This window comes from Lysobacter stagni (genome assembly GCF_030053425.1).
Taxonomy (GTDB): Bacteria; Pseudomonadota; Gammaproteobacteria; order Xanthomonadales; family Xanthomonadaceae; genus Lysobacter_J; species Lysobacter_J stagni.
In genome coordinates, this window is record NZ_JASGBI010000001.1 from 211,406 (window position 1) to 227,049 (window position 15,644).

At 69.0% G+C, this 15,644-nt stretch carries 16 protein-coding genes; 9 read left to right on the forward strand and 7 right to left on the reverse strand.

Annotated elements, in window-relative coordinates:
- Nucleotides 1–19 precede the first annotated feature (19 nt).
- Complete coding sequence (locus QLQ15_RS00940) at nt 20–820, forward strand: S1/P1 nuclease (RefSeq protein WP_283210995.1); 801 nt, start codon at nt 20–22, stop codon at nt 818–820.
- Here the strand turns inward: QLQ15_RS00940 and QLQ15_RS00945 are convergent, their stop codons facing one another.
- Nucleotides 821–1,366 (reverse strand): protein tyrosine phosphatase family protein, encoded by a 546-nt coding sequence (locus QLQ15_RS00945; RefSeq protein WP_283210996.1) that lies wholly within the window; start codon nt 1,364–1,366, stop codon nt 821–823. It lies immediately after the preceding gene.
- Complete coding sequence (locus tag QLQ15_RS00950; protein WP_283210997.1) at nt 1,363–1,650, reverse strand: ArsR/SmtB family transcription factor; 288 nt, start codon at nt 1,648–1,650, stop codon at nt 1,363–1,365. Before QLQ15_RS00950 ends, QLQ15_RS00945 begins: the two co-directional genes overlap by 4 nt.
- Nucleotides 1,651–1,798: 148 nt before the next feature.
- Between QLQ15_RS00950 and QLQ15_RS00955 the strand changes: the two genes are divergently transcribed.
- The 8 genes from QLQ15_RS00955 to QLQ15_RS00990 are packed head-to-tail and all read left to right on the forward strand — an operon-like array spanning nt 1,799 to nt 8,049.
- Nucleotides 1,799–2,665: an MBL fold metallo-hydrolase gene (locus QLQ15_RS00955; protein WP_283210998.1), complete on the forward strand. Its 867-nt coding sequence runs from the start codon at nt 1,799–1,801 to the stop codon at nt 2,663–2,665.
- A gap of 5 nt (nt 2,666–2,670) precedes the next feature.
- Entirely contained in the window at nt 2,671–3,096 is a 426-nt protein-coding gene (locus tag QLQ15_RS00960; RefSeq protein WP_283210999.1) for a YeeE/YedE family protein, read from the forward strand.
- A complete protein-coding gene (locus tag QLQ15_RS00965) occupies nt 3,093–3,512 on the forward strand; it encodes a YeeE/YedE family protein (protein WP_283211000.1) in 420 nt (139 codons plus the stop codon). The genes QLQ15_RS00960 and QLQ15_RS00965 overlap by 4 nt, the downstream gene beginning before the upstream one ends.
- Nucleotides 3,509–3,964, forward strand: a complete 456-nt coding sequence (locus QLQ15_RS00970; protein ID WP_283211001.1) for a hypothetical protein — start codon at nt 3,509–3,511, stop codon at nt 3,962–3,964. Before QLQ15_RS00965 ends, QLQ15_RS00970 begins: the two co-directional genes overlap by 4 nt.
- On the forward strand, nt 3,961–4,746 hold the full coding sequence (modA, locus tag QLQ15_RS00975; RefSeq protein WP_283211002.1) for a molybdate ABC transporter substrate-binding protein: 786 nt from the start codon (nt 3,961–3,963) through the stop codon (nt 4,744–4,746). The genes QLQ15_RS00970 and modA overlap by 4 nt, the downstream gene beginning before the upstream one ends.
- A gap of 4 nt (nt 4,747–4,750) precedes the next feature.
- Nucleotides 4,751–5,443, forward strand: a complete 693-nt coding sequence (modB, locus tag QLQ15_RS00980; protein ID WP_283211003.1) for a molybdate ABC transporter permease subunit — start codon at nt 4,751–4,753, stop codon at nt 5,441–5,443.
- Nucleotides 5,440–6,087 carry an ATP-binding cassette domain-containing protein gene (locus QLQ15_RS00985; protein WP_283211004.1) on the forward strand — a complete coding sequence of 216 codons (648 nt, stop codon included), beginning with the start codon at nt 5,440–5,442 and terminating at the stop codon, nt 6,085–6,087. Before modB ends, QLQ15_RS00985 begins: the two co-directional genes overlap by 4 nt.
- Before the next feature lie 24 nt (nt 6,088–6,111).
- Nucleotides 6,112–8,049, forward strand: coding sequence for an acetyl-CoA hydrolase/transferase C-terminal domain-containing protein (locus QLQ15_RS00990; RefSeq protein WP_283211005.1), 1,938 nt, complete (start codon nt 6,112–6,114; stop codon nt 8,047–8,049).
- Here QLQ15_RS00990 and QLQ15_RS00995 read toward each other — a convergent pair.
- The 5 genes from QLQ15_RS00995 to QLQ15_RS01015 all read right to left on the reverse strand — a co-directional run bounded on the left by QLQ15_RS00995 (nt 8,021) and on the right by QLQ15_RS01015 (nt 15,639).
- Nucleotides 8,021–8,743, reverse strand: coding sequence for a GAP family protein (locus tag QLQ15_RS00995; RefSeq protein WP_283211006.1), 723 nt, complete (start codon nt 8,741–8,743; stop codon nt 8,021–8,023). The two genes, QLQ15_RS00990 and QLQ15_RS00995, sit on opposite strands and share 29 nt — an antisense overlap.
- 103 nt (nt 8,744–8,846) lie before the next feature.
- Entirely contained in the window at nt 8,847–10,832 is a 1,986-nt protein-coding gene (gene tkt / locus QLQ15_RS01000) for a transketolase (protein ID WP_283211007.1), read from the reverse strand.
- A 217-nt stretch (nt 10,833–11,049) separates the two neighbouring features.
- Nucleotides 11,050–12,366, reverse strand: coding sequence for a dicarboxylate/amino acid:cation symporter (locus QLQ15_RS01005; RefSeq protein ID WP_283211008.1), 1,317 nt, complete (start codon nt 12,364–12,366; stop codon nt 11,050–11,052).
- Between the two features lie 166 nt (nt 12,367–12,532).
- Nucleotides 12,533–13,888 carry a dicarboxylate/amino acid:cation symporter gene (locus tag QLQ15_RS01010; RefSeq protein ID WP_283211009.1) on the reverse strand — a complete coding sequence of 452 codons (1,356 nt, stop codon included), beginning with the start codon at nt 13,886–13,888 and terminating at the stop codon, nt 12,533–12,535.
- A 50-nt stretch (nt 13,889–13,938) separates the two neighbouring features.
- On the reverse strand, nt 13,939–15,639 hold the full coding sequence (locus QLQ15_RS01015; protein ID WP_283211010.1) for a BatD family protein: 1,701 nt from the start codon (nt 15,637–15,639) through the stop codon (nt 13,939–13,941).
- Nucleotides 15,640–15,644: the final 5 nt, after the last annotated feature.

Genomic DNA, 15,644 nt, shown 5'->3' on the forward strand with positions numbered 1-15,644 from the left:
GTCGGCTAGCATTGCCGGCATGACCCGTTTCCTTTGCGCCCTGCTGATCGCCCTCCTCGTCCTGCCCGCGGACGCCCTGGCCTGGGGCCGCCTCGGCCACCGTCTGGTCGCCGCACTGGCCTGGGATGACCTCACGCCCACCGCGCGTGCACAGATCGCCAAACTGCTGGAAGGCGAAGCCGATCCGACGCTTCCCGGCATCGCCAGCTGGGCCGACGAACTGCGCGAGCACGACCCGGACCTGGGCAAGCGCACCAGCAAGTGGCACTACGTGAACATCGCCGAGGACGACTGCCACTACGAGCAGGTCAAGCACTGCGCCAACGGCGACTGCGTGGTCGAGGCGATCCGTACGCAGACCGCGATACTCGCCGACAAGACCCGCACCAAGGCCGAACGCCTGCAGGCGCTGAAGTTCGTCGTGCACTTCATCGGCGACGTGCACCAGCCGCTGCATGCCGGTTACGCACACGACAAGGGCGGCAACGACGTGCAGGTGAACCTGGACGGCCGCGGCACCAACCTGCACTCGCTGTGGGACAGCGGCATGATCAACGCCGCCGGACTCGAGGAAGCGCAGTGGCTGCAACGCCTGCGTGCGATGCCGCTGGCCGTGGCGATGGCGCGCGATCCGCTGCCGCCGGCGTCGGTGGCATGGGCCGAGGATTCGTGCCGCATCGCAGTGCGCCCCGGCCTGTATCCGCCGAAGGCCGTGATCGGCGACGACTACGTGCAGACGTGGCGCCCGATCGCCGAGATCCAGCTGCGCCGCGGCGGCGCACAGCTCGCCGCCACGCTCAACGCCGCGCTGGCGCGCTGATCACTTCGCCGGCGGCAGGCCCAGCAGTTCGCGCACGCGCGGCTCGGCGCCGGTAAGACCGGCGTCCTTGCCGAACTGCAATGCGTCGTCCGCGTCCGCGCCGTTGCGCGCGGCGTCCAGGGCAAGCAGCGCGCCGACGCGATTGCCCGACGCGCAATGCACCAGCACCGAGCCCTTCGCCTGCGCGATGGCCTGGGACAGCGCGTGCGCATTCGCCGGGGTGAGGTCGGCCGCACCGGCGATCGGAATCGACACGTACGCCATGCCGGCCGCCGCCACTTCGCCGGCTTCATCGCGCCCGGCCATTTCCGCTTCGGGACGAAGGTTGATGACGGTGCCCACGCCCTGCGCGGCCAGCGCGGTCCACGCCGCAGCATCGGGCTGCCCGCCGGTGAGCAGGTGTTCGCGCGGCTGGCGCAGGTTCGGGAGGGTGTCGTGCGTGGACATGGGAACGTTCGATGGCGCCGGCGGCGCGGCGGACAGTGAAGGAACGAAGGACGCCAGCGCGAGCGTCGTCGCCAAGGCGATGGAAGCAGCGTGCTTCATGAGTCGTCTCCGCAATAGATCGCATGCAGCGTGGCCATGACCGCTTGCGCGGGCCCCGGCACCAGCGAATAGAACACCTGCTGGCCTTCGCGCCGCGTCTGCACCAGGCCGGCTTCGCGAAGCACGCCCAGGTGCTGGGACAACGCCGACTGCGACAGTGCGATGCGCGACAGCAGCGCGCCCACACCGAGCTCGCCTTCCACGAGGTGGCACAGCACCAGCAGGCGCTGTTCGTTGCCCAGGCTGCGCAACAGCGCGGCGGCCTCGCCGGCATGCTGCTGCATGCGGGCCAGGTCGGGGGCGGATTTGAGCGGGCGGCTGGAAGGGGGCAAGGTGTCCGGGCGGATCCGGTCCGGGATGGGTCGCCGCCATTTTATTCGACATTTCTAAATTAGCAATGCCTAATATAGACGACCGTTTGCGGAGGCTGCGATGCACCCCGACGTCCATCCCTTCTTCCACGCCGACAGCAACACGTGGAGCTACGTCGTGCGCGACCCGGCCGGCGACGCCGCGGCTGTCGTCGACCCCGTACTCGATTTCGACGCAAAGTCGGCGCGCACATCCACGCATTCGGCCCAGGCGCTGCTCGACTTCGTGCGCGAACGCGGCCTGCGCGTGGAGTGGATCATCGAAACCCACGCACACGCCGACCACCTCAGCGCCGGGCATTGGCTGAAGTCGCACTGGCCGCAGGCCATGCTGGCCATCGGCGAGGGCATCCGCGACGTGCAGAAGGCGTTCGTGCCGATCTTCAACCTGGGCGAGCACTTCCCCACCGACGGCTCGCAGTTCGACCGCCTCTTCGCCGATGGAGACGCCTTTCGCGTCGGTGCATTGGACGCGCACGTCATCGCCGTCCCCGGACATACCAGCGACAGCTGCGCGTATGTCATCGGCGATGCACTGTTCACCGGCGACTCGCTGTTCATGCCCGACGGCGGCACCGCGCGCTGCGATTTCCCGGGCGGAAGCGCACGCGTGCTGTTCCGTTCGATCCATCGGCTGTTCGCACTGCTGCCCGACGACACCCGCGTGTTCGTCTGCCACGACTACGGTCCGAACGGGCGCCCGATGGCCTGCGAAACCACGCTGGGCGCGCAGAAGCGCGACAACATCCACGTGCACGAGGGCGTGGGCGAGGACGAGTACGTCGCGTTGCGCGAAGCGCGCGATGCGACCCTCGCGATGCCCGCGCTGATGCTGCCGGCGGTGCAGACCAACATCCGCGCCGGCGCACTGCCTCCACCCGAGGACAACGGCGTGCGCTATCTCAAGATCCCCGTCGACAGGCTCTGACCGCCATGCCCACTGCTTTCACTCCTCTGTCCGCGCTGATCGGCGGCGCGCTGATCGGCCTGGGCGCCGCGTGGCTGCTGGCCACGATCGGCCGCATCGCCGGCGTCAGCGGCATCGTCAACCGCGCCATCGATGCACGCGAGGAGCGCGGCTGGCGATGGGCGTTCCTGCTCGCGATGATCGCGGCCGCGGGCCTGTGGTTCGCGTTCACCGGTGCGCAGGCACGCACGGGATTCCCGTGGATCGCGCTTGTCGCCGCGGGCCTGCTGGTGGGTGCGGGCACGCGCGTGGGCAACGGCTGCACCAGCGGACACGGCATCTGCGGTCTGGCACGCCTGTCGCGCCGTTCGCTGTGGGCGGTGCTGGTGTTCGTGGGTGTCGCGATGCTGACCGTGTACACGGTGCGCCACGTGTTCGGAGGTCTCGCATGAACCGCATCGTCCAAGGCGCCATCGCCGGCACGCTGTTCGGTTTCGGACTGGCGATCTCGGGCATGACCAACCCGGACAAGGTGCTGAACTTCCTGGATGTCGCCGGCACCTGGGACCCATCACTCGCGCTGGTGATGGGTGCCGCGCTCGCGGTGTCCGTGCCGGGGTTTGCGTTACTGCGACGGCGCGGGTGCACGCTGGACGGCGGTGCCCTGCCCTCACCGCCCTCGAGCGCGGTGGACCGCAGATTGCTGCTGGGCAGCGCGTTGTTCGGCGTAGGTTGGGGACTGGCGGGATATTGCCCGGGCCCGGCCATCGCCAGTCTCGCGCATGGGCTGTCCGAAGCGGTTGTGCTGGTCGCCGCGATGCTGGCAGGCTCGCAACTGGTTCGCTTCATCGACAAGGATCGCCCGTGAGTCCTCACGCACCTGCGCTGCTGCTTCTGCTGGCTTTCGTCACGCCCGCGGCGGCGACCGACGTACCGCTCGATCCGGCCCTGATCGCGACGCTACCCACGGTGCGCGCGGGCGGAAGCGTGCACGGCAAGGCGCTGGATTGCGAAGGCGTCACGCTCGCCTCGCTGCTGCAGGCGGCGAAGGCGATGCCGACCGAACCGCTGCGCGGTGCGCAACTGGCGAGCGCGGTGCTCGTCACCGCGCGCGATGGTTACCGCGTGGTGTTCTCACTGGCGGAGCTGGACCCTTCACTGGGTGCACGCAACGTCGTGCTGACCAACCGCTGCAATGGCGCGCCGCTGGAGGCGGAGGATGGTCCATGGCGCCTCATCGTCTCCGGCGAGTCGCGGCCGGCACGCTGGCTCCGCCAGATAGAATCGATCCATGTCGTCGACGTGAAGGACGCCCCATGAACCGTTTCCGTCGCACCCTGCTGCTGGCCGCTTCGTTCGCGTTCGCCCACCTTGCCGTCGCCGCACCGCCCGCGACGTCGGACGAACCGGTCACCGTGTTCGCCGCGGCGAGCATGAAGGAGTCGCTCGACGAAGTCGCGGCCGCCTACCAGGCCAAGACTGGGCAGAGCGTGCGCGTGTCCTACGCGGCCAGCTCCGCGCTGGCGCGCCAGATCGAACAGGGCGCACCGGCCGATCTGTTCGTCTCCGCCGACCTGGACTGGATGGACTACCTGCAGGAGCGCCACCTGCTCGACGACGCCACGCGCCGCAATCTGCTCGGAAACACGCTGGTGCTGATCGCACCGTCGACCAGCAAGGCCCACAGCGTCGCGCTGAAGCCCGGTGTCGATCTGTTGCCGCTGCTTGGCGACGGACGCATCGCACTCGCACTGACCGCCAGCGTGCCCGCCGGCAAGTACGCGAAGGCAGCGTTCACCTCACTCGGTGTGTGGCCGTCGCTGGAGCCGCGCGTGGCCGAGGCCGAGAACGTGCGCGCCGCGCTGATGCTGGTCGCGCGTGGCGAGTCGCCACTGGGCGTGGTGTACGGCAGCGATGCGAAGGCCGAGCCGCGCGTGCGCGTGCTGGCGACGTTCCCCGCCAGCTCGCACCCACCGATCGTCTATCCGGTCGCCCGCCTGAAGGGCAGCCGGCATCCGCAGGCCGATGCGTTCCTTCGCTGGTTGCAGAGCCCGCAGGCCGACGCGATCTTCCGCCATCGCGGTTTCATGCTGGCCGACTGATCGCATGCCGGAATTCAGCGCGGCCGAAATCACCGCGATCCTGCTGAGCCTGAAGGTGGCCTCGGTGGCCGTGCTGTGCAGCCTGCCGTTCGGCATCGCACTGGGCTGGCTGATGGCGCGCGCCTCGTTCCCCGGCAAGCTGCTGCTCGACACGTTGCTGGTGATGCCGCTGGTGCTCCCGCCGGTCGTCACCGGCTACGTGCTGCTGGTGTTGCTCGGCACACAGGGAGCCATCGGTGCGTTCCTGCACGAGCATCTGGGCTTCACCTTCGCGTTCCGCTGGACGGGCGCTGCGCTGGCTAGCGCGATCATGGGTTTCCCGCTGATGGTGCGTGCGATCCGTCTGTCGATCGAAAGCGTCGACCGCCGGCTGGAACACGCCGCCGCCACGCTGGGCGCGAATCCGTGGCGCGTCTTCTACAGCATGACGCTGCCGCTGGCCTGGCCGGGCGTCATCGCCGGTGCGGTGCTCGCCTTCGCCAAGGCGCTGGGCGAGTTCGGCGCCACCATCACCTTCGTATCGAACATTCCGGGCGAAACGCAGACGCTATCGTCGGCCATCTACGGGCTGATGCAGGTGCCCGGCGGCGAAGCAGGCATCTGGCGGCTCACGGCGGTGGCGGTGGCGATCTCGTTCGCCGCGGTGCTCGCCTCGGAATGGCTGGTGCAACGCCAGCGCCGCGGGAGCGAAACATGAGCGGCGATCGTGCCGCGCCGGTCTTCTCCATCGACATCGCGCTGCGTCGCGGCAGCTTCGAGCGCGCCGTGCACATCGAAAGCAGCGCGCGCGTGATCGCGCTGGTGGGCGAATCCGGTGCGGGCAAGACCTCGATCCTGCAGGCCATCGCCGGCCTGGTGCGCCCGCAGCGCGGGCACATCGAGATCGGTGGCCAGCGCCTGTTCGACGCCGCACGCGGCATCGACGTGCCTGCGCACCGGCGCCGCATCGGCTACGTGTTCCAGGACGCGCGACTGTTCCCCCACCTGGACGTGCGCCGCAACCTGCTCTACGGCTACCGCGGCATCGCCCGCGAGCAACCGCGCTTCGCGTTGCCGGCCATCGTCGACCTGCTGGGCATCGGTGCATTGCTGGACCGGCGCACCGCCGGCCTGTCGGGCGGCGAGCTGCAGCGCGTCGCGCTGGGCCGCGCGCTGATGTCGCAACCGCGCATCCTCCTGCTGGACGAGCCGCTGTCCATGCTCGACATGAACCGTCGCGAGGACCTGCTCCCGTACCTGCAGCGCGTGCGCGACGAGATCGCGCTGCCGATGATCTACGTCAGCCACTACCCGGACGAAGTCCGCCGCATCGCCGCCTACGACGTCCATGCCATCGGCTGAGCCGCGAACGCATATGCTTGCGCCATGACCGACCGCCCCGCTCCCGTCCTGCTCGATTCCGTCGACGCCGCCGTCGACCTGCTCCTTTCGCGCCTGCGCGGCCCACTGCGCATCGGCGCACCGCTGGGGCTGGGCAAGCCGCACCGGCTGCTCAATGCGCTGTATGCGCGCGCCGAGGCCGACGCATCGCGCCCCCTGCACCTGTACACCGCGCTGTCGCTCGATCCGCCCGGCGGTGGCAAGGGTCTGGAAGCGCGTTTCGTCAAACCCTTCGTGCAACGTCATTTCGGCGACGACTTCCCGCGCCTGGCGTACGTCCAAGCGCTCAAGCGCAATGCACTGCCGGCGCACATCGAGATCGAGGAGTTCTACCTGCAGTCCGGCGCGATGCTGGGCTCGGCGCCGGTGCAGCGCCGCTATGCCAGCCTGAACTACACGCATGTGGCGCGCGCACTGGCCGATCGCGGGCTCAATGCCATCGTGCAGCGCGTCGCACGCTCACCGGACGGACGTCGACTGTCGTTGTCGTGCAACACCGACCTCACCTTCGACACCGTCGATGCCGTCACCGCGCGCGGCCTGCCGCGACCGCTGCTCATCGCCGAGGTGGATCCGGAGCTGCCGTGGCTCGAAGGCAGCGCCTGTGTCGATTCGGACTGGTTCGACGCGATCGTGACGCCGCCGGGTCCGCACCCGAAGCTGTTCGGCCTTCCACGCCAGCCGGTGAACGATGTCGACTACGCCATCGGCTTCCACGCCAGCACGCTCGTCCTGGACGGCGGCACGTTGCAGATCGGCATCGGTGCGCTGGCCGACGCGCTCTGCCACGCACTGGTGCTGCGCCACACCGACAATGCCGGCTATCGCGCGGTGCTGCGCGCGCTCGGCGTGCCGACCGCCGAGGACCCCGCGCTGGGGCCCTTCGCGCAGGGTCTGTTCGGCTCCAGCGAAATGATCAACGAAGGCTTCCGCCGACTGGTGGAAACCGGCGTGATCCGTCGCCGCGTGGTCGACGATGCCGCCGCGATGCGCCGCATCAACGCCGGCGCCGCCAGTGCGCACGATCTGGCGCTGCTGGAGCAGCAGGGGCAGTTCCTGCATGGCGCGTTCTACCTGGGATCGCCGGACTTCTACGAGTGGCTGCGCAACCTCGCGCCCGACGTACGCCGTGCCATCGGCATGAAGCGCGTGGGCGAGGTCAACGACCTTCTCGGCGATGACGAAGGCCTGCAGCGCCTGCAACGTCGCGACGCGCGCTTCTTCAACACCTGCATGATGGCCACCGCACTGGGCGCGGCGGTGTCGGACGCACTGGAAGACGGGCGCGTGGTGTCTGGCGTGGGCGGGCAATACAACTTCGTGGCGATGTCGCACGCGTTGCCCGATGCACGCTCCGCACTGATGCTGCGTGCCAGCCGCGAGTCCGGCGGAGTGGTCACCTCCAACCTGGTATGGAACTACGGCCATGCCACCATCCCGCGCCACCTGCGCGATGTGTACATCAGCGAGTACGGCATCGCCGACATCCACGGCCGCGCCGACGAAGACTGCGTGATTGCGATGGCGGGCATCGCCGATGCCCGCTTCCAGCAGGGCCTGCTGGACAGTGCCAAGCGCAATGGCAAGCTGCGCGCGGACTTCTCGCTTCCGGCACGCGCGGCGCGCAACACGCCCGAAGTGCTGAGCAAGGCGCTCGCGCCGTTCCATCGCAATGGCGCACTGCCCGACTACCCGCTCGGCAGCGACTTCACGCCGGTGGAGCAGCGTCTGGTGAAGGCATTGGGATGGCTGAAGGCGAACACCGGCACGCGTGGCGGCAAGCTGCGTACCGTGCTGCAGGCGCTGGGGTCGCATCCGCTCGATGCCGAGGCATTGCAGCGCATGGAGCTGGCATCGCCGCGTGGCATCGGCGAACGCCTGGAAGCGCGGCTGCTCAGCCTTGCGCTGTCGCAGACGAAGTAGCCGCAGGCAACGCCTGCTCCGCCTGCGCACGCTGCCCGAGGTAGCGCGACACCGCATCGCCGGTGAGCGCGAAGCCGGCGATCGCGATCACCCACAGCCCCGCTTCGCGCGCGCCAGCCTGCAGACGCACGCGCCAGTGCACGAAGCGTCCCTGCAGATGGCGGCCGAACGCGGCGTTCAGCGCCACCAGTAGCAGCGGCGGCGCGATGAAGATCAGGTTGTAGATCAACAACAGGGGCAGCCACTGCGATGCCGGCACGGCAGCGGAGGTCATCAGGGCGATCGCCGCGAAGTACGGCAGCGCCGTGGTCAGCTCGACCACGGTGATGGTCATGCCGAGCAGCATCATGCCGAGCAGCCCACCCACCCGGGGTTCGCGCTGGTGGTCGTCGGCCGCGACCTTCGGCTTGGGCGCGAACACGCCGTATGCAAGCAGCGATAGGCCGATGGCGAGCTGCAGCGCCAACACCACCGGATGATCGAGCGAATCGCCGAAGCGCCTTACCACCGCGCCGGCACCGAGCATCAAAGCGATGCCCAGCGACAGATAGGCGACAAGGATGCCGGTGATGTACGACAGCAGGCGCGGCGTGGCGCCGGGTCGCGCCAGCCACCACAGCACGACGACGAGCGCCGACGGATTGATGCTGTCGACCACGGCCAGGCCGAGGACGGGAATGGCGATGCTGTTCATGGCGCAGGCAGTGTAGAGGCTGGCCGCGCATCGCGCCGGCGCCACCCCGAAACGCACGAAGCGGCCGAGGCCGCTTCGTGCAATCGCCAGCAGGGAGCGTGGATCAGAGCGACTTCGCCGCCTCGACCACCTTCTCCACCGTGAAGCCGAAGTGCGGGAACAGCTTCTCGGCCGGCGCGGATGCGCCGAAGTCGTCGATGCCGATCACCGCGCCGTCCAGGCCCACGTACTTGCGCCAGAAATCGGTGATGCCGGCCTCGATGGCCACTCGCTTGCGGCAGGCCTTGGGCAGCACGGATTCGCGGTACTTCGCGTCCTGGCGGTCGAACACGTCGGTCGAGGGCATCGACACCACGCGCACCTTGTCGCCCAGCTGCTCGGCCGCCTGCGTGGCCAGCCCCACTTCCGAACCGGTCGCGATCAGGATGATCTCCGGCGCGCCGACCGAATCCTTCAGCACGTAGCCGCCGCGCTCGATGTCGGCGACCTGCTGCGCGCTGCGCGGCTGGTGGGCGAGGTTCTGGCGCGAGAACACCAGGCAGCTGGGACCGTCGTAGCGCACGATGGCGGCCTTCCAGCACACCGCCGATTCCACCGCGTCGCACGGGCGCCACACGTCGTTGTGCGGGATGTAGCGCAGCGAAGCCAGGTGCTCGATCGGCTGGTGCGTCGGGCCGTCCTCGCCCAGGCCGATGGAGTCGTGCGTGTAGACGTGGATGGCGTGCGCGCCCATCAGTGCGCTCATGCGCACGGCGTTGCGCGCGTAGTCGCTGAACACCAGGAACGTCGCGTCGTACGGGATGAAGCACTCGTGCAGGCCCAGGCCGTTGCTGATCGCGCTCATGCCGAACTCGCGCACGCCGTAGTGCACGTAGTTGGCGTTGGGATCATCGGTGGCCACGGACTTGCTGCCCTTCCACAGGGTCAGGTTGGAATGCGCCAGGTCGGCCGAACCGCCGATCAGTTCCGGCAGCAGCGGCGCGAAGGTCTCGATGGCGTTCTGCGAGGCCTTGCGCGAAGCGATCGTCGGGCCTTCGGCCTGCAGCTTTGCGATGTAGGCATCGGCGGCCTCGACGAAACCGGCCGGCAGTTCACCGCGCGAACGGCGGTTGAGTTCGGCGGCCAGTTCCGGGTGCTGCTTGGCATAGGCGTCGAACAGGCGGTTCCATTCCTTCTCCTGCGCCTGGTGGTCGCGCTTGCGCCAACCGTCGTAGATGGCCTGCGGGATCTCGAACGGCGCCGACTCCCAGCCCAGCGCCTGGCGCGTGGCAGCCACTTCGTCCTTGCCCAGCGGCGCGCCGTGCGAGGATTCCTTGCCTGCCTTGGCCGGCGAACCGAAACCGATGGTGGTGCGGCAGCAGATCAGCGTCGGCTTGTCGGTGGACTTCAGCGCGGTCTCGATGGCGGTCTTGATCTCGACCGCGTCATGGCCGTTGACGCCACGGATCACGTTCCAGCCGTAGGCCTCGAAACGCTTGGGCGTGTCGTCGGTGAACCAGCCGTCGGTGTTGCCGTCGATGGAGATCTTGTTGTCGTCCCAGAACGCGACCAGCTTGTGCAGGCCCCAGGTGCCGGCCAGCGAAGCGGCTTCGTGCGAGATGCCTTCCATCAGGCAGCCGTCGCCCATGAACACCCAGGTGCGGCTGTCGACGACAGCGAACTCCGGCTTGTTGAAGCGCTGCGCCAGCAGCTTCTCGGCCAGCGCCATGCCGACCGAGTTGGCGAAGCCCTGGCCGAGCGGACCGGTGGTGGTCTCGATGCCAGGGGTCATGAAGTTTTCCGGATGGCCCGGCGTCTTCGAGTTGAGCTGGCGGAAGTTCTTCAGCTCCTCGATCGGCAGGTCGTAGCCGGCCAGGTGCAGCAGCGCGTACTGCAGCATCGAGCCGTGGCCGTTGGAGAGCACGAAGCGGTCGCGGTTGAACCAGTCCGGATTGGACGGGTTGTGGCGCAGGTAATCGTTCCAGAGCACTTCGGCGATGTCGGCCATGCCCATCGGCATGCCCGGGTGACCGGAGTTGGCGGCCTGCACCGCGTCGATGGCGAGGAATCGGATGGCGTTGGCGAGGTCGCGGCGGCTGGGCGTCGTCATGGCGTCGAGGGCGGTCTTCGGCTGCGGGGAGGGGGCGCGCGGACGACGGGCATGTGCCGGGCCGGGCGGACGCCCATTGTCCCACCGCGGGCGCGGGATGTCGCCCCGCTTCCAGCCCCTCTCCGTGCGGGCGAGGGATTGAGTGAGGGTCGGGGCATTCAGTCCAACGATGCGACCGGTGCCGGGGTTGGCGTCCTCGCCATGCGCCGCCGAGGGATCAGTCCGATTCCCCTTCCGGCGCCGGCACGTCCTTCTCGCCCTTCGACACCACCGTGGCGAGCATCAGATCGCCGGTGACGTTGAGCGTGGTGCGGCACATGTCGAGGAAGCGGTCCACGCCCAGGATCAGGCCGATACCCTCGGGCGGCACGCCGACCATGCCGCAGATCAGCGCCACCACCGGCAGCGAACCGGCCGGCACGCCCGCGGTGCCGATGCCGCCCAGGATGCAGACGAACATCACCGTGACCTGCTGCGTCAGCGTGAGATCGACGCCGAAGAACTGCGCGAGGAACAGCACCGTCACGCCTTCGAACAAGGCGGTGCCGTTCTGGTTGGCGGTGGCGCCCACCGTCAGCACGAAGCGCGAGACACGGTTGGGCAGACCGAGCTTCTCGTCGGCCACGCGCAGCGCGGTGGGCAGTGTGGCGTTGGACGAGGCCGTGGAGAACGCCATCACCATCGCCTCCTGCACGCCCTTGAAGAACTTGCGGGGCGAGTACCCGGCGGCGAGCTTCAGCACCAGCGAATAGACCACGAACAGGTGGAGCGCCAGCGCCAGCACCACCACGCCCACGTAGGCCCCGAGGCTGCGCAGCAACTCCCAGCCGAACAGCGCGGCGAGGTTGAACATGAAGCAGAACACCGCATACGGCGCCAGGCGGATGACCAGCCCGATCAGCGTCATCGACACATCGAAAAGCCCTTCGATGCCGCGCATCAGGACTTCCGTGCCACGCGTGCGGGTGAGCACCAGGCCGATGCCGAGCATCAGCGCGAAGAACATGACCGCCAGGATGGTGTTCTCGGCCGCGGCCTTGACCACGTTGTCGGGGACGATGGTGAGCAGCATGTCCAGGCCGCGCGGCTGGCTGCGCGTACTGCTGACGATGGCGCTGGCGCGCTCGGAACCCTCAGTAAGCAGTTGCTGCGCGCGCGCCGGGTCGACGCCCGCGCCAGGCTGCAGCCAGTTCACCAGCACCAGGCCGAGCACCACCGCGATGCCGGACACGACCACGGTGTAGGCCAGCGTGCGCCAGCCGATGCGGCCCAGTGCGCGCACATCGCCCATTTCCGCCACGCCCATCACCAGCGCAGAGAACAGCAGCGGGATCACCAGCATGAAGATCAGGCGCAGGAACAACGTGCCCAGGGGCTGGGTCACGTAGGTGGTGAACGTTTTCACCCAGCCCGCATCGGCGCCCGCGCCGTAATGGACGACCAGCCCCAGGACGAGACCGGCCATGAAGCCGATCGCCATCTTCCAGTGCAGGGGCATGCCGGCCTTGCCGGTGCCGTGGTTCGTCTGCGCCATCGTGGCACTCCGCGTACGGAATCCCCGCTGATGATGCAGGACGCAGCGTAGAGAGGGTCTTCATGCGCGCGTGCAGTACGCGCGCGCCACCGTTTTTTCCTGGCGATGGTGATGCAATGCCGTCCCGCGCCGCGTGCGCGGGAACGGCAATGCCGGCGCAGCGCGCTTAGGCGGCGCCCTCGGTCGCCTGCTCGCCTTCCAGCACCACGGCGGCTTCGGCTTCCTCCACCTCGCCCGTGCGATGCGAGACCACCACCGCGGTGGCCAGGTCGCCGGTTACGTTGAGCGCGGTGCGGCACATGTCGAGGAAGCGGTCGACGCCGAGGATGATGCCCACGCCTTCGGCCGGAATGCCGAGCACGGCGCAGATCATCGCGATCACCGGCAGCGAGCCCGCAGGGACGCCGGCCGTGCCGATACCGCCGAGCAGGCACAGACCCAGCACCATCACCTGGTGCGCCAGGGTCAGCTCCACGCCGAAGGCCTGCGCCAGGAACAGCACCGTGATGCCTTCGAACAGCGCCGTGCCGTGGTGGTTGGCCGAGGCGCCCACCGTGAGCACGAAGCGCGAGACCTTGCGCGGCAGCTTCAGGTTCTGCTCGGCCACGCGCAGCGTGACCGGCAGCGTGCCGGTGGACGATGCGGTGGCGAAGGCGGTCAGCAGCGCCTCCTGGCTGCCGCGGAAGAACGCGCGCGGGCTCATGCCGCCGGCGAACTTCACCCACAGCGGCAGCACGATGAACATGTGCACGCCGATGGCCAGCACCACGGTCAGCGCGAACTTGCCCAGCACCAGCAACAGTTCCCAGCCGAACTGCGCGCACAGCGCGAACATCAGGCACGCCACCGCGTACGGCGCGAGCTTGATGATCATGCCGATCAGGCGCATGCAGATCTCGAACAGGCCCTGCACCGCGTTCTTGAACGCCTGCGTGTGCGGGCTGGGCGTCATCACCAGGCCGATGCCGAGCATCAGCGCGAAGAACATCACGCCGAGCTTCTGCTTGTCGTCGACGGCGGCGGCCAGCACGTTCTTCGGGACGATGCCCAGCAGCATCTTCATGAAGTCCAGCTGCTGGCCGGTGGCGGCGATCTCGCCGGCCTTCTGCGCGCCCTGCGCCATGGCCTGGTCGAGCATCCCGCGGTCCAGACCGTGACCCGGGCCGATCAGGTTGACCATCAGCAGGCCGATGGCGACCGCGATCAGGGTGACCACCGCGGTGTAGATCAGCGTGCGCCAGCCCAGCCGGCCGAGGCTGGCGACGTCACCCAGTTCGGCCACGCCCAGCACCAGCGCCGAGAACATCAGCGGCAGCACCAGCATGAAGAGCAGCGCCAGGAACAACTGGCCCACCGGCTGCGCCACGTAGGTGACCGCGCCGAGCACGACGGGCGACCCCGGCGCGACGAAGTGGGCGAACAGGCCCAGCACCGCGCCTGCGATGAAACCGAGCATCACCTTGATGTGGAGGGGCATTCCCTTCGCGGGCATCCTGGCTTCGGGCAGGCTGACGTGGCTCATGCGGTTCTCTCGGCAAAATCAGCCGGCGAGATTACACCAGCCCCAGCGGTTCAGCCTTCCCGGCCCGACCGTGCGCCGGGGTACAGCGGCGGCACGGGCGGTGCGTCCGCCGGGGTGGACTGCCGCCAGCGCGGCCCCTTGGCGAAGGCATGGCGCAGCAACTCGCGCGCGGACACCCCGTCACCACCGCCCCAGCGGGCGCGCTGAAGGGCATCGATGGCCTCGCGCTGGCGCGGATCGTCCAGGCGCGCGCGCAGGGCATCCAGGTCGTGCACGGGCGGGCGCGCCATCGCGCACAGCGCGTCGGCCACGTCGCCGAAGTCGCCCCGGTCGATCAGGCGCTTCAGGTCCGGGTTCGAGGACGGATGCGCCTCGTCACGCGCGGGCCTGGGAGCCGCTGCGGTACGCGCATCGCCGCGGTGCAGCCCCCACACCAGCGTGAACAACCACAGCGCGGCGAACAGCAGCGCGGCGAGGATCCAGATGCGGTTGGCGCCGCCGAAATCGCCCAACGACTGCCCGGGTTGCGCGTTGCCGACGATGGCCGGCGACGCGGACGGACGCACCGCCTGGCCCGGACCCGCTGGGGGTGCGCCGGGGGCCGCGGGCCGCACGGTCCACGACAGCGGGGGCAGATCGGCGGTGCGCGCGCCACCGGCACGCACGTCCCACCAGCTCATGCGCACGCCATCCAGCCGCACCCCACCATCGCGCGAAGGCACCAGCGAGAAGCGCCGCGTGAGCTTCACGCGCGGGCGACCGTCGGTGAAACGCTCATCGGCCTGCACCGGTTCGGCGAACACCTGCACGCCGTCGATCGTCGGCAGTTGCAGCTCCGGCATCTGCGCCGCGGTCGCGCCGTCGGCGACCGCTTCGATCACCACGGTGGAAGCCGCACCCACGCGCAGCTCCTGCGGGGTGGACTGATACCGCAACTGCAGGCTCTGCAGGGGCAGCCACGGCTGCGGCGCGTTCGCCGGCACCGGCTGCACCTGCAGCACGCGCGGAGCAGCGTTGGCTTCCAGCGCCCCGCCGTTGTTGCCCAGCAGGTCATCGAAGAATCCGCCCGCGCCGCGTCCCTCGAAATGCGCAGGCGGAATGGTGAGCGGCCCACTGCGTTCGGGCACCAGCAGATAGCGGCGTTCGACCACGTTGTAACGGCGTCCGCCGACGTCACGCTGGTACTGCGCATCGTCGCCGACGCGCTGCATCGATGCGCCGTCGGGCGCGGCCTGGTCGAGCTGGCCGGAAATCAGGGGCGTGGCCGAATACAGCCGCACCACCCAACCCACGGATTGCTGCACGTAGGGGTCGGGATCGTCGGGCTCGCTTTCGATGAACACTTCTTCGCCCGCACGCGAGGCCGACGGCGCGGCCGAGGGCGCGACGGTCAGCGTGATCGGTTGCGTCTGCAGGCTGCCCACGTACAGCGCCGGCACGGTCAGCACGCCGTCGCGCCGCGGCCGCAGCGCCACCGCGTACAGCGTGCGCATCGTGCTGCGGCCGCCGCTCATCACGAACTCGCGCCGGCTGGTGTGGCCGCTGAGGAAGAAGTCGGTGAGCAGCGGCGCGTAGTCGGGTTCCGCGTTGGAGGCCGAGGTCGTCTCGATGTTGAGCGTCACCGTCTCGCCGGCAGCGATGCGGTCGCGGTCGAGCCAGGTGCGAACCTGCGCCGTGGCGTCCAGGCATACGAAAGCCAGCAGCAGGACCGCGATCCGCGCCCAGGCGTGATGCAGCACAGGTGTCTTCATCGACT

Bases quoted from the DNA above. Each gene is read 5' to 3' on its own strand.
- tkt (WP_283211007.1), bottom strand. From the start codon at position 10,832: ATGACGACGCCCAGCCGCCGCGACCTCGCCAACGCCATCCGATTCCTC.
- QLQ15_RS00940 (WP_283210995.1), top strand. From the start codon at position 20: ATGACCCGTTTCCTTTGCGCCCTGCTGATCGCCCTCCTCGTCCTGCCC.
- QLQ15_RS01005 (WP_283211008.1), bottom strand. From the start codon at position 12,366: ATGGCGCAGACGAACCACGGCACCGGCAAGGCCGGCATGCCCCTGCAC.
- QLQ15_RS00945 (WP_283210996.1), bottom strand. From the start codon at position 1,366: ATGAAGCACGCTGCTTCCATCGCCTTGGCGACGACGCTCGCGCTGGCG.
- QLQ15_RS00965 (WP_283211000.1), top strand. From the start codon at position 3,093: ATGAACCGCATCGTCCAAGGCGCCATCGCCGGCACGCTGTTCGGTTTC.
- QLQ15_RS01015 (WP_283211010.1), bottom strand. From the start codon at position 15,639: ATGAAGACACCTGTGCTGCATCACGCCTGGGCGCGGATCGCGGTCCTG.
- modA (WP_283211002.1), top strand. From the start codon at position 3,961: ATGAACCGTTTCCGTCGCACCCTGCTGCTGGCCGCTTCGTTCGCGTTC.
- QLQ15_RS00960 (WP_283210999.1), top strand. From the start codon at position 2,671: ATGCCCACTGCTTTCACTCCTCTGTCCGCGCTGATCGGCGGCGCGCTG.
- QLQ15_RS01010 (WP_283211009.1), bottom strand. From the start codon at position 13,888: ATGAGCCACGTCAGCCTGCCCGAAGCCAGGATGCCCGCGAAGGGAATG.
- QLQ15_RS00950 (WP_283210997.1), bottom strand. From the start codon at position 1,650: ATGCAGCAGCATGCCGGCGAGGCCGCCGCGCTGTTGCGCAGCCTGGGC.
- QLQ15_RS00995 (WP_283211006.1), bottom strand. From the start codon at position 8,743: ATGAACAGCATCGCCATTCCCGTCCTCGGCCTGGCCGTGGTCGACAGC.
- QLQ15_RS00990 (WP_283211005.1), top strand. From the start codon at position 6,112: ATGACCGACCGCCCCGCTCCCGTCCTGCTCGATTCCGTCGACGCCGCC.
- modB (WP_283211003.1), top strand. From the start codon at position 4,751: ATGCCGGAATTCAGCGCGGCCGAAATCACCGCGATCCTGCTGAGCCTG.
- QLQ15_RS00985 (WP_283211004.1), top strand. From the start codon at position 5,440: ATGAGCGGCGATCGTGCCGCGCCGGTCTTCTCCATCGACATCGCGCTG.
- QLQ15_RS00955 (WP_283210998.1), top strand. From the start codon at position 1,799: ATGCACCCCGACGTCCATCCCTTCTTCCACGCCGACAGCAACACGTGG.